Consider the following 12,800-nt stretch of genomic DNA (forward strand, 5'->3'; position numbering starts at 1 on the left):
GCGTTCACGCGGAGATGAGGCTCGCAGGCGAGATACGGCTGCGGGCCTCTTTGCTTTTTGGGGTGGCGCTCATGGCATTCCACGTCACGGCGCTGCTTTTGCTTTTCTACCCGGGCGTGGATGGTACGCTGCGCTGGTTTGGTATCCCGATCATCGCGGGCTCGGCGTTCCTTGCGTGGAGGCAGGGATCCGCTACCGGCGGCGCGTCTTTGCGCCTTCATGATGACGGGTCGGCGGAAGCCTTGGCCTCAGACGGCCAGTTCTTGCCGATCGTGTTTTGCCGAACCACTCGGGATGGCGGCTGGTTTCTCGCTTTGTGTTGGCAGGAACTGGCAACAGGCAAGCGTCACCGGCTGTGGCTTGTCGCATCCGCCATGCCGGCCAGCGAGTGGCGATTGCTACGTGCCTGGTTGCGCTGGCGGGCCTTCAGTCGCGAGCGGATATCCAGCGAACCAAACCGGACGGCCAGCGCGGATTCCTGAGGACGGTCGGTTTGCCCTTCGGCAGCGTTTCCGGATAGTCGCGGCTGTAGTGCAGACCGCGGCTCTCCTTGCGTGAGAGCGCACCGCGAACGATCAGATCGGCGCTTACAACCAGGTTGCGAAGTTCGATCAGGTCATTGCTGACACGGAAATTTGCGTAGTACTCGTCGATCTCGCGACGCAGCAGGGCGATTCGGTGTTGGGCGCGCTGCAGTCGTTTGGTTGTCCTGACGATTCCGACGTAATCCCACATGAAGCGGCGCAATTCATCCCAGTTATGGGCAATCACGACTGCTTCGTCGGCATCGGTAACCTTGCTTTCGTCCCATTCCGGCAGCCCCTCGGCGATCGCCCTTGGGTGGGTCAGAATGTCGGCCGCGGCGGCCTCACCAAAAACGACGCATTCAAGCAGAGAGTTGCTTGCGAGGCGGTTGGCGCCGTGCAGGCCGGTGCAGGCAGTTTCGCCAATTGCGTAAAGGCCGGGCAGATCGGTTCGTGCGCGCAAATCGGTCAGCACGCCGCCGCAGGTGTAGTGCGCGGCGGGTACGACGGGAATGGGTTCCTTTGTGATGTCGATGCCGAGCTCAAGGCAGCGCGCATAGATCGTCGGGAAGTGCGTGGTGATGAACTCGGTCGGGCGATGGCTGATGTCCAGATAGACACAGTCCAGTCCGTGCCGCTTCATTTCATAGTCGATCGCTCTCGCGACAATGTCGCGCGGCGCCAGCTCGCCTCGTGGGTCGTGCTGCAGCATGAAGCGTGTGCCGTCAGGCAATTTCAGCAGACCGCCCTCGCCGCGAACCGCTTCTGAAATCAGGAAGGATTTGGCCTGCGGGTGGTAGAGGCAGGTCGGATGGAACTGGATGAATTCCATGTTCGCAACGCGACAACCCGCGCGCCAAGCCATGGCAATACCGTCACCGGTCGCCGTATCCGGATTGGTCGTGTAGAGGTAGACCTTGCCTGCACCACCTGTGGCCACCACCGTATGGCGTGCCGCGAAGGTGACGACGTGATCCTCAGCGATGTCGAGAATATAAGCACCAAGGCAGCCTTGGTCTGCTCGGCCCAGACGATGCCCGACGATCAAATCGACGGCGATGTGGTGTTCGAAGACGCGAATGTTCGGATGTGCGCGAACCTTCTGTGTCAGCGTCTCTTGCACGGCGGCGCCGGTAGCATCCGCCACATGAACGATGCGCCGGTGGCTGTGGCCGCCTTCGCGCGTCAAGTGCATGTGAAGCGGGCCTTCTTCCGCTGGTGTGAAGGGGACGCCTTGCTCCGCCAGCCATTGGATGGCCTCCCGCCCGTGTTCGACAACGAAGCGGGTGGCTCCATCGTCGCAAATGCCCGCGCCGGCAATGTGCGTGTCGCGCGCATGGGACTCGGTTGAATCCATCGGGTCGACGACCGCGGCAATGCCGCCTTGCGCCCAAGAACTGGCGCCGTCTTCAAGCTGGCACTTTGTAACCAGCGCTACGGAATGATGGTCGGCGAGACGGAGTGCGAGCGATTGGCCAGCAAGGCCGCTGCCAAGGATCAGGATATCGAACTGGAGCACGGCGGTCAGGGCGCGCGGAAGGCGCCGCCAGATAGGGACGGCCGAATATATCACGCGCTCCCTTGAGGTGCCGGCGTCGGGTGGTAGCAATACCCATGATGCCGGCTGAACTATTCTGCGCCCGTCGGGTCAATGGACGCATAAGCTGTCGCCTTCAGGGCCTAGGGTATACTGGATCGGCGCCGCCCAGAGCGCGAACCAATCCAGAAAATACCCCGTCCCATGAGTGATCGTCAGATAGACCAGCAGTTGGTCGAGCGTGCGCAACGCGGCGACAAGCATGCCTTCGGGCTGCTTGTGTCCAAGTATCAGCGCAAGCTTGCCCGTTTGCTGTCTCGAATGATCCGCGATCCGGCGGAAGTCGAGGACGTTGCGCAGGAGGCCTTCATCAAGGCATATCGCGCACTGCCCTCGTTCCGTGGCGACAGTGCGTTTTATACGTGGCTGTACCGTATCGGCATCAACACGGCGAAGAACTACCTCGTATCGCAGGGGCGGCGTGCGCCGACCTCGACTGATATTGATGCCGACGAGGCAGAGAACTACGACGACGGTGATTTGCTGCGCGACTACGACACGCCGGAGCGCCTGCTTGCGACCAAGCAGATTGGTGAAACGGTGAACGTCGCGATGGAAGCGTTGCCGGAGGAGTTGCGCACGGCGATCGTGCTGCGTGAGATTGAAGGCTTGAGTTACGACGAGATTGCGACGGTGATGGGATGTCCGATCGGTACCGTGCGATCGCGCATTTTCAGGGCGCGTGAGGCGATTGCCGAGCGCCTGCGCCCCTTGCTCGATACAAGTCCGGAAAAACGATGGTGAGTGAGACATGAAACAGCAGATTTCCGCCCTGCTGGATGGCGAGTTGGAGCCAACGGGCGTGCAGGCGATTTTGTCGCGGACGAAAACGGATCCGGCGTTGCGTGAATGCTGGGGTGAGTACGCCTTGATCGGCGACGCGCTGCGCGGCGAAACCGAATTATCCAGCGACTTCACCGCGAAGTTCATGGAGCGGCTCGAAGCCGAACCTACCGTTCTTGCTCCTGCCGCCGGTGCGGCTGTCGCCAAACGTCGATCTGCGCTCGACACCCTCTTGCCGATCGCAGCGACAGTTGCGGGCGTTGCCGTGGTGGCCTGGCTCGGCTTGCGTGTCGAGCCGGCCGCAGAGCCAGCTCGCGTGGCACGCGCTGCGGGGCAGGTGCACGCAGTGTCTGCCGGTGATGCAGATCGTGCCTACCTGCTTGCGCATCACGGCTATGCGGGTGCTCAAGCCGTACCTGGCGTCGGCTACTACATGCGTACTGCTGCCGAGCAGGTTGGGGACGGGGTTCAATGATCGGCAGGGCTTGGGTTGGCGCCCTACTGCTATTGTTGGGTGGCTTGGCGCACGCCAGTTCGCCGCAAGACGCCATTGCCTGGCTTGCCAAAGTGAGCGCGGCGTCGCAGACGCTCAACTACGCGGGCACGTTCGTTTATCAATCCGGCCGGACAACCGAGACCTCCCGCATTGCGCACATTACCGATGCGACAGGTGAGTACGAACGTCTAGAGACGCTGGACGGCGCTCCGCGCGAAATCGTGCGGAGTAACGGTGAGGTGCGGTTCTATCTCCCGCAGGAGAAGATGATCATCGCGGACCATGCGATGCCGCGTCGCTTTCCGGCGTGGGCGCATGTTTCGCCGGATCAGCTGATGGCCAACTATAGCCTTCGCCTAGGAACACTCGATCGCGTGGCAGGTTTGCCAGCGCAGCAGATCGTGCTCGAGCCGCGCGATGGATTTCGATACGGCCATACATTCTGGGTGGAGCCGGGCAGTGGGCTGATGCTGAAGTCGCGCATGCTTGATGCCGCGGGCGCCCTGGTCGAACAGTTTGCGTTTTCCGACGTGACGATCGGCGGCCTGATCGAGCGTGACAAGGTGCGCTCGCGTTATGCCGCAACGGCCGGTGGTTGGCGGGAAGTTAACGCGCGCGGCGTGGCGGTAACCCCCGAGGAGGCGGGCGTAACATGCCGTGGCTTATTGCCCGGGTTTCGCCCGATCAGCACGGTGCGCCGCCAGGTTAAGGATGGCGGTGCCGATGCGATCCACCTTGTGTATTCGGATGGCTTGGCAACGATCTCGGTGTTTGTCGAGCCGCTAGCCTCCGGACGAAAGGCCCCGGTTGGCGGCGAGAGTGCGGCCGGGCCGACTCGAATTTTCAAACGCTTGATTGGTTCGCAGTACCTCGTGACTGCATTGGGTGAAGTGCCGCCGGAATCCGTGCGGCGGCTGGCCGAATCGGTTGAGATTCGGCAGAAATGAATACCCGTAAAGCAATCGTGTTGCGCGTTGAAGGCGCCACGGCCGTGGTAAAGGTTGGCGGCGACGGGGGGTGCGGGCGGTGTTCGGAGACCGGCGGTTGCGGCAGTGACGTGCTCGGGAAGTTTTTTGGCGGGCGCTGCAGCAGCTACAGCGTAGTGGCCGATCGCCCACTCACGCCCGGGGCCGAGGTTGAGGTTGCCGTCGAACCGCGAGCCCCCTTGCTGGCGGCTACACTGGCTTACGGTTTGCCATTGCTGGGCCTGCTTGTGGGTGGCGCGATCGGCGAACAGTATGTAGGCGATATCGGCGCGGTTCTTGGTGCTGCGTTGGGCTTGGCTGCTTGCTCCGTTGGCGCTGCATTCCTTGCGCGTCGACGGCTGGCAGGCGGGCTTGCGGTGCGCGTGGTCGAATCGTCGATATCGCATTGATGGGGGCTGCGATGTTGCTGCCAGAGAAGTACATGAACGTTCTGCGTCATATCGCCTTGCTGTTGGTCCTCATTGGGGCGGCGGCCGTGCAGGCGCGCGACCTACCTGAGTTGGCGGACTTGGTCGATCGCTCCGCCGCTGCGGTGGTCAATGTCAGTTCCGAGCAGATTCGCCCGCGTGCAAAGTCTGATGCACGTGACCCGATGCAGGAATGGTTCCGCCGTTTTATGCCGAAGCACCCCCAGATTCCGCGCGACGGCGAGGAGGGCGATTCGATGGGGTCCGGCTTCATCGTTTCGGCAGACGGCTACATCCTGACCAATGCACATGTGGTCGAGGATGCCGACGAGATCCTGGTGCGGCTGACCGACAAGCGTGAATTTCGCGCCCGTTTGATTGGTGCGGATCGTCGCAGCGATGTGGCGGTGATCAAGATCGAAGCGACCGGTTTGCCCAAGGTTGCAATTGGGGATCCGGGCAAACTACGCGTAGGCGATTGGGTGGTAGCAATCGGCTCGCCGTTTGGCTTCGACCACACCGTTACCGCCGGTATCGTCAGTGCCAAGGGGCGTTCGCTGCCGGATGAATCCCTGGTGCCCTTCATTCAGACCGACGTCGCAATCAACCCGGGTAACTCTGGCGGCCCGCTGTTCAACCTGAGGGGTGAGGTCGTCGGTATCAACTCGCAGATCTACAGCGAGACCGGCGGGTTCATGGGCCTTTCGTTTGCGATCCCGATTGACGTGGCGATGGATGTGCACAACCAGCTGCGGACGTCCGGAAAGGTAACAAGAGGACGCATCGGCGTTGTGATTCAGGAGGTCACCAAGGATGTGGCCGACAGCTTTGCTTTGAAGACGCCGCAGGGTGCGCTGGTGAGCGAAGTGGAAAAGGGTGGGCCGGCGGACAAAGCGGGTGTCGCGATCGGCGACGTGATTCTGAGGTTCGACGGTAAGGCGGTAAACGGTTCGTCGGATCTGCCGCGCATTGTCAGCGGTACTCGACCTGGCGCCCGGTCTTCGATGCAGGTCTGGCGCAAAGGGGCGGTTCGCGATGTGGCGTTGGTTGTCGACGAGTTCGCTGAGGAGTCGCCGACACCGAAGAAGCCGCCGTCCAAGCGTGTCGAGCCTGCTGGGGCGAATCGGCTGGGCCTTGTCGTCGGGCCGTTGACGTCCGAACAGAAGCGTCACTTCAAGAGTGACGGCGGCGTTGCGATCAAGGATGCCAAGGGGCTCGCCGCCCGCGCGCAATTGCAGGGCGGTGATCTGATTGTTTCGGCGACGCGCAAGGGCCTGCCGGTCGAATTCCGAAACGTTGAGCAGTTCAATCGATTCGTGGCAACGGTGGAGCGGGGTGAGAGCGTGTCCTTGCTGGTCAAGCGCGGTGACACCCAGAGTTTCGTAAGCCTGCGCGTGCCCGAGCAGCCGTAAACCGACGCGGCTGAGTGGATCGGCTATACTCGCGCGTTCTCCAACCCGATGGATTCCTGAGAAGGGTGCGGCAACGCACCCTTTTTTCGTGGCATGCAGCACATCAGAAACTTCTCGATCATCGCCCACATCGACCATGGCAAGTCGACCCTTGCCGACCGGCTCATCCAGCGCTGCGGGGGCCTCTCCGATCGCGAGATGGAGGCGCAGGTACTCGATTCGATGGATATCGAGCGTGAGCGCGGCATCACGATCAAGGCACAGACTGCGGCGCTGAGTTACCGCGCGCAGGACGGCCAAGTCTATAACCTGAACCTGATCGACACCCCGGGGCATGTGGACTTCTCGTACGAAGTCAGCCGCTCGCTGGCGGCCTGCGAGGGGGCGCTGCTGGTCGTTGACGCGTCCCAGGGCGTCGAGGCGCAGACCGTTGCGAACTGCTACACCGCGATTGAGCAGGGTGTTGAAGTCGTGCCGGTTCTGAACAAGATGGATCTGCCTTCGGCTGACCCGGACACCGCGCGCCAAGAGGTCGAAGATGTGATCGGCATCGACGCGACTGAGGCGATTCCGTGTTCGGCCAAGACCGGCATGGGCATTGACGAGATTCTTGAGGCGATCATTGCCAAGGTGCCCGCGCCGCGCGGGCAGGTTGATGCGCCGCTCAAGGCACTCATCATCGACTCGTGGTTCGATAACTACGTTGGTGTCGTGATGTTGGTGCGGGTTGTCGATGGGGTGCTGCGTCCGAAGGACAAGATCCTCTTCATGAGCACCGGCGCGCAGCATCTGTGCGAGCAGGTGGGCGTGTTTACGCCGAAGTCAATCTCGCGGGATCAGCTGTCGGCCGGAGAGGTCGGCTTCGTTATCGCGGGCATCAAGGAACTGACTTCCGCAAAGGTGGGCGACACCATCACGGTCGCGAACAAACCGGCGAGCGAAGCGCTGGCCGGCTTCAAGGAGATCAAGCCGCAGGTGTTCGCCGGGCTTTATCCGGTTGAAGCCAGCGAGTATGACCAACTGCGCGAATCGCTGGAAAAGCTGAAGCTCAACGACGCATCGCTTCAGTACGAACCGGAAGTGTCGCAGGCGCTGGGTTTTGGCTTCCGCTGCGGATTCCTTGGCTTGTTGCACATGGAGATCGTGCAGGAACGCCTCGAGCGCGAATTCGACATGGACCTGATTACCACGGCGCCGACCGTGGTTTACGAGGTCGTGCTTAACAGTGGTGAAGTGATCAAGGTCGAGAACCCGTCAAAGCTACCGGAGATTTCGAAGATCGAAGAAATCCGCGAGCCGATCATCACCGCAACGATCTTCGTGCCGCAGGATTATCTTGGGCCCGTAATCACACTGTGTAACCAGAAGCGCGGTAACCAGGTCGATATGCACTACCACGGCCGTCAGGTGAAGTTGATTTACGACATGCCGATGGCTGAAGTGGTGATGGACTTTTTCGACAAGCTGAAGTCCGTCTCGCGCGGCTATGCGTCGCTCGATTATGACTTCAAGGAGTACCGAACCGCTGACGTGGTGAAGCTCGATATCCTGGTCTCAAGCGAAAAGGTCGATGCGTTGTCGGTCATCGTGCACCGCGCTAATTCGCAGTACCGTGGTCGTGAACTGGCCGCCAAGCTGCGCGAGCTGATTCCGCGCCAGATGTTCGATGTCGCGGTGCAGGCGGCAATCGGATCGCACATCATCGCTCGCGAAACGATCAAGGCGCTTCGCAAGAACGTGCTGGCCAAGTGCTACGGCGGCGATATCACGCGAAAGAAAAAGCTCCTCGAGAAGCAAAAAGAGGGCAAGCGCCGCATGAAACAGGTCGGTAACGTTGAGATTCCGCAGGAGGCGTTCCTCGCCGTGCTGCGCGTCGAAGACAACAAATAACCCCCGAAGAGTCAGGAGAGGTCGTGGATTTTGCGTTGATTCTGTTCGTGCTGTCCGTCTTGACCGGCGCCTTGTGGTGCGCGGACCGATTTGTGTTCCGCAAAAAGCGGCCGCAGGGCACACCGGAGCCGGTCTGGGTTGAGTGGGGCGCCGGCTTCTTTCCGATCCTCCTTGCGATCTTTCTGCTGCGTTCGTTTCTCGTTGAGCCCTTCCGTATTCCGTCTGGCTCGATGATCCCGACGCTGCTGGTTGGGGACTTCATCCTTGTCAACAAATTCGCCTATGGCATTCGCCTGCCGGTGATCGACAAGAAGATCATCGACTCGGGTTCGCCAAAACGTGGCGACGTGGTCGTTTTCCGGTACCCGCAGAATCCTTCGCAGGACTACATCAAACGGGTAATCGGCCTCCCCGGTGACAAGATCGAATACATCAACAAGCGCTTGCGCGTTAACGGCGAAGAAATCGCCGTCAAGCAAATCGAGGACTACCTGCATACCGACCGTCTGCAGTATTCGCATCGCTATGTGGAAAAGATCGGCAGCGTCGAACACCAGATGCTCAACGACGCGGACGCGCCTCCGTTCGTGAGTCAAACCCTGCCTTATCCGGGGCGTGAGAACTGTGTCTATACTGTTGAAGGCGTGCGGTGTACCGTGCCGGCTGGACACTATTTCATGATGGGCGACAACCGCGACCAGAGTTCCGACTCTCGGGTGTGGGGTTTTGTGCCGGACGCAAATCTGCGTGGCAAGGCTTTCTTTATTTGGTTCCATTTCGGCGACTTGGCTCGAATTGGATCCTTTCACTAATAGTCCGGAGTGATCGATGCGGAAACATCAAGAAGGGCTCTCCTTGATTGGTACGATGATCGCGGCTGCGTTGGTTATTGGTTCGATCGTTTTGGCGATGAGGACTGTGCCGGTCTACAACGAGTACTTTGAGATACGAAAGTCTCTGACTGTTCTGGCAACGAGCGCGGAGGCGACGAGTCCAGAGGCCATTCGGGGGCTTTTTGATCGCAGGACCAGCGTTAATGATATTCGCTCCGTGTCGGGGGCGGATTTGGTGATCGCAAAGAACGGTGCTCGTTGGGAAATCAGTGTTGATTGGCAGAGGTCAATTCCGTTAGTCGCGAATGTATCGTTATTGTTTCAGTTTTCCGCTTCAAGCAGCGCCGAGGCGGCAGCAAGCCAGTAGCCAATGAGCCACGAGCGTCTGCTGTTGGTGCTTGGTTACAGCTTTTCGAACTCTGCTCTGCTTGCCCAAGCGCTGACGCACCGAAGCTTTGGTGCACCCCACAACGAGCGGCTTGAGTTCATCGGTGACTCGGTTCTCAATTGCGTCGTTGCGCGCGCGCTGTTCGATCGGTTCCCGGAACTTGATGAAGGCACCTTGTCCCGGTTGCGGGCTGGGTTGGTCAAGCAGGATGCGCTTCACGCGCATGCCCTGAGCTTGTCGCTCGGAGACCTTTTGCGCTTGGGTGAAGGTGAGTTGCGCAGTGGTGGGCATCGGCGTCCATCGATCCTCGCAGACGCGCTTGAAGCCGTGTTTGGCGCAATCTTTCTTGATGCCGGATTTGACGCGGCGAGCGGTGTTATTGATCGCTTGTATGCTGAATCGATCGCTGCGATCGACCCGCGTACTGCCGGCAAGGACCCGAAGACTGCGCTGCAGGAGTGGCTGCAGGCACGCCGTCACCCGTTGCCGAACTACGAAATGGCGCAAGTGCGCGGAGAAGCGCATGCGCAGGAATTTGAAGTGTCATGCCGGATCCCGGCCCTGATGCTAGAAACAAAGGGCCGTGGCGCGAGTCGTCGCGCGGCGGAACAGCAGGCTGCGCGCGCAGCGCTGGATCGGATCGAGAAACTATGACAGAGCTTCAGGCGCCGGACGCAAACGGATTCCGTACGGGTTTTCTCGCGATTGTTGGTCGGCCGAACGTTGGCAAGTCGACGCTGCTGAACCATTTGATCGGCCAGAAGATCAGCATTACCTCACGCAAGGCGCAGACGACGCGGCATCGGGTAAATGGTGTGCTGACCAACGATACACACCAGTTTGTGTTTGTCGATACGCCGGGCTTTCAGAAACAGCATTCGAACGCACTCAATCGCGCGATGAACCGCAGCGTTACGCAAGCACTTGGCGATGTGGACGTAGTGCTGTTCGTTATCGAAGCCGGGAAGCTGACTGCGGCTGATCGCGCAGTAATGGAACTGCTTCCGTCGCAGATCCCCGTGGTACTGGTCATCAACAAGGTGGACCGGATTGCGGATAAACGTCAGTTGCTCCCATTCATCGCAACCGTCGCGGCAGAGCGAGAATTTGCCGCGGTCGTCCCTTTGTCCGCTGAAACTGGTGCGAACGCAGACGAGCTGTTGAAGGCATGTGGGCCACTGCTCCCAGAGCAGCCGGCGATTTTCGACGCAGACGACATCACCGATCGAAGCGAACGCTTTCTCGCTGCTGAGTTCATTCGGGAGAAGCTCTTCCGCCTGCTTGGCGAAGAGCTGCCTTATGGCTTGGCGGTCGAAATCGAAAAGTTCGAGATCGACGGGCCGGTGCGTCGCATCTTTGCAGCCATCATCGTCGATCGGCCGAGCCACAAGGCCATGGTCATTGGACGCGGTGGTGAAAAGCTCAAACGCGTGTCGTCCGAGGCGCGTGTCGATTTGGAGAAACTGTTCGGCGGCCCCGTCTACCTTGAGGTGTGGGTGAAGGTCAAAGGCGGTTGGGCGGATGATGAGCGTGCGCTCAAGAGTCTCGGTATCGAATAACACTTCGCGCCGATGGACTGACTGCGCCTGATGAGTAGCAAACGCGTCGAGCAGCAGTCGGCCTTCGTTCTGCACACCCATCCGTGGCGAGAAACCAGCTACGTTGTTGACATGTTCTGCCGTGAACATGGCCGTGTGGCCATGGTCGCCAAGGGCGCGCGGCGTCCGCGTGCTGCGCTGCGTGGCGTCCTGCTCGCCTTTCAGCCGCTGGAGATCGGCTGGAGCGGCGCCGGGGAACTCAAAACGCTGGTCGCGGCGGAATGGCAAGGCGGCCAGCCGATGCTCGCCGGCAGCGCGCTCATGTGTGGCTACTACGCCAACGAGTTATTGGTGCGCCTGCTGCCGCGCGAAGATGCGCATCCGCGTCTCTTCGATGCCTACGCGAGCCTGCTGCGGCGCCTCTCGGCGAACGCGCCGCAGGACGTCGCGCTGCGGACTTTTGAGCTGGTGCTCCTGCAGGAGCTCGGCTATGCCCCCACCTTCGATACGGACGAGCACGGCGACGCCGTCCGGCCCGAGTGCGACTACCTCTTTATAATCGAGCGTGGGCCGGTACTGGCGACCGACCCGGAGCACGATGAGGCGACCCTCTCGGGGCGCGTACTGTTGGATCTCGCCCGCGAAGACTTGTCGAACCCCGAGACCCTTGCACAGGCAAAGAACCTGATGCGGCGGCTTATCGCCCACCTTGTCGGCGCACGTGCGCTGGAATCGCGGCGAATTTTCATGGAGTTGCAGGAACTGTGATCGAACTCGGCGTCAACATTGACCATATCGCCACCCTGCGCCAAGCGCGCCGGACCTATGAACCGGACCCGGTATGGGGGGCGGTGGAAGCTCACCTGGGCGGCGCTGACGGAATTACGGTGCATTTGCGCGAAGACCGTCGTCACATTCAGGACGAGGACGTACGCCGCTTGCGCGAACTGACTCACATTAAGCTGAATCTTGAGATGGCCGCGACCGACGAAATGGTCGCAATCGCCTGCCGGCTCAAGCCCGAGATGGCTATGTTGGTTCCCGAGGGGCGCCAAGAGGTAACCACCGAGGGTGGCCTCGACATCGTCGCCAACGAGGCGCGTATTCGCGAGTGCATTGCTCGACTCGCCGATGCCGGGATCCAGTCCAGCGTTTTCATCGACGCTGAGTTGGCGCAGGTGGAAGCCGCCGCGCGAGTTGGCGCGCGGGTGTGCGAGATCCACACAGGCCCGTACGCGGAGGCCTTCCACAAGAAGGGCCGCGATGCGCGCAGTCCGGCCGTATTGGCTGAGATCGAGAAGATTCGTGCCGCGGGCGCTGCCATCATCGGTCATGGAATGCGCTTCAATGCCGGCCATGCGCTGAACTATTTCAATGTTCAGCCGGTCGCCGCACTGCCCGGGATTCGTGAATTACACATCGGCCACGCAATCGTGAGCCGTGCGGTATTCGTTGGCTTGCGCGAGGCGGTCGGTGAGATGAAGCGTCTGATGCGCGAATCTGCCGCGTCGCCCCATCTCTACGGCTGAGTTTTCCGCCTCATGATCGCCGGCATTGGGACCGACATCGTGTCGATCGCGCGGGTTCGAGCCTCGCTCGATCGACACGGCGAGGCGTTTGCCGAGCGCATCCTCGCGCCGCAAGAGTTGCTGGAGTTTCGTTCGGTACGAGACGGCGCTCGCTTTCTCGCCAAGCGTTTTGCCGCGAAGGAGGCTTTTGCCAAAGCCTTCGGCACCGGCTTGCGAGCACCTGCCACCCTGCATGCGATCGCAGTCGGCCATGACGAACTCGGCAAGCCGGTTTATGTCTTTGATGCTGTGCTAGAGGCAGCGATGCACGCGCGAGCATGGGCGGCGCATCTTTCTATCAGTGACGAGAAGGACAACGTCGTCGCATTTGCGCTGATCGAGCGCCATGCTTGACCGTGGCTGTGGGGCCAATCCCTC

The 12,800-nt window shown here is 60.7% G+C and carries 15 protein-coding genes; 14 read left to right on the forward strand and 1 reads right to left on the reverse strand.

Annotated features, from left to right (window positions below):
* Positions 1-14: 14 nt before the first annotated feature.
* A complete protein-coding gene (locus tag HH302_RS02700; RefSeq protein WP_371814551.1) occupies positions 15-482 on the forward strand; it encodes a protein YgfX in 468 nt (155 codons plus the stop codon).
* Here the strand turns inward: HH302_RS02700 and nadB are convergent.
* Positions 427-2,052 carry an L-aspartate oxidase gene (gene nadB / locus HH302_RS02705; RefSeq protein WP_216661796.1) on the reverse strand — a complete coding sequence of 542 codons (1,626 nt, stop codon included), beginning with the start codon at positions 2,050-2,052 and terminating at the stop codon, positions 427-429. The genes HH302_RS02700 and nadB overlap by 56 nt on opposite strands.
* 213 nt (positions 2,053-2,265) lie before the next feature.
* Between nadB and rpoE the strand changes: the two genes are divergently transcribed.
* The 13 genes from rpoE (at position 2,266) to acpS (ending at position 12,776) form a co-directional block, all read left to right on the forward strand.
* Positions 2,266-2,865, forward strand: coding sequence for an RNA polymerase sigma factor RpoE (rpoE, locus tag HH302_RS02710; protein WP_172197871.1), 600 nt, complete (start codon positions 2,266-2,268; stop codon positions 2,863-2,865).
* Between the two features lie 7 nt (positions 2,866-2,872).
* Positions 2,873-3,379, forward strand: a complete 507-nt coding sequence (locus tag HH302_RS02715) for a sigma-E factor negative regulatory protein (RefSeq protein WP_172197874.1) — start codon at positions 2,873-2,875, stop codon at positions 3,377-3,379.
* Positions 3,376-4,347: a MucB/RseB C-terminal domain-containing protein gene (locus HH302_RS02720; RefSeq protein WP_172197878.1), complete on the forward strand. Its 972-nt coding sequence runs from the start codon at positions 3,376-3,378 to the stop codon at positions 4,345-4,347. Before HH302_RS02715 ends, HH302_RS02720 begins: the two co-directional genes overlap by 4 nt.
* Entirely contained in the window at positions 4,344-4,775 is a 432-nt protein-coding gene (locus tag HH302_RS02725; protein ID WP_172197882.1) for a SoxR reducing system RseC family protein, read from the forward strand. Before HH302_RS02720 ends, HH302_RS02725 begins: the two co-directional genes overlap by 4 nt.
* A gap of 32 nt (positions 4,776-4,807) precedes the next feature.
* A complete protein-coding gene (locus HH302_RS02730) occupies positions 4,808-6,205 on the forward strand; it encodes a DegQ family serine endoprotease (protein WP_172197886.1) in 1,398 nt (465 codons plus the stop codon).
* Between the two features lie 93 nt (positions 6,206-6,298).
* On the forward strand, positions 6,299-8,095 hold the full coding sequence (gene lepA, locus HH302_RS02735; RefSeq protein ID WP_172197890.1) for a translation elongation factor 4: 1,797 nt from the start codon (positions 6,299-6,301) through the stop codon (positions 8,093-8,095).
* 23 nt (positions 8,096-8,118) lie between these two features.
* A complete protein-coding gene (lepB, locus tag HH302_RS02740) occupies positions 8,119-8,907 on the forward strand; it encodes a signal peptidase I (protein ID WP_172197893.1) in 789 nt (262 codons plus the stop codon).
* Positions 8,908-8,923: 16 nt separating this feature from the next.
* Entirely contained in the window at positions 8,924-9,295 is a 372-nt protein-coding gene (locus tag HH302_RS02745) for a DUF4845 domain-containing protein (RefSeq protein WP_172197896.1), read from the forward strand.
* A gap of 3 nt (positions 9,296-9,298) precedes the next feature.
* On the forward strand, positions 9,299-9,970 hold the full coding sequence (gene rnc, locus HH302_RS02750; RefSeq protein WP_172197899.1) for a ribonuclease III: 672 nt from the start codon (positions 9,299-9,301) through the stop codon (positions 9,968-9,970).
* Positions 9,967-10,875 (forward strand): GTPase Era, encoded by a 909-nt coding sequence (era, locus tag HH302_RS02755; RefSeq protein WP_172197902.1) that lies wholly within the window; start codon positions 9,967-9,969, stop codon positions 10,873-10,875. The genes rnc and era overlap by 4 nt, the downstream gene beginning before the upstream one ends.
* A 30-nt stretch (positions 10,876-10,905) precedes the next feature.
* Positions 10,906-11,622, forward strand: coding sequence for a DNA repair protein RecO (gene recO, locus HH302_RS02760; RefSeq protein WP_172197905.1), 717 nt, complete (start codon positions 10,906-10,908; stop codon positions 11,620-11,622).
* Complete coding sequence (locus tag HH302_RS02765; protein ID WP_172197908.1) at positions 11,619-12,383, forward strand: pyridoxine 5'-phosphate synthase; 765 nt, start codon at positions 11,619-11,621, stop codon at positions 12,381-12,383. The genes recO and HH302_RS02765 overlap by 4 nt, the downstream gene beginning before the upstream one ends.
* Positions 12,384-12,395: 12 nt before the next feature.
* Positions 12,396-12,776 carry a holo-ACP synthase gene (acpS, locus tag HH302_RS02770; protein ID WP_172197911.1) on the forward strand — a complete coding sequence of 127 codons (381 nt, stop codon included), beginning with the start codon at positions 12,396-12,398 and terminating at the stop codon, positions 12,774-12,776.
* Positions 12,777-12,800 lie beyond the last annotated feature (24 nt).

Source organism: Niveibacterium sp. COAC-50 (genome assembly GCF_013184235.1).
In the GTDB taxonomy this organism is placed as follows: Bacteria; Pseudomonadota; Gammaproteobacteria; order Burkholderiales; family Rhodocyclaceae; genus Niveibacterium; species Niveibacterium microcysteis.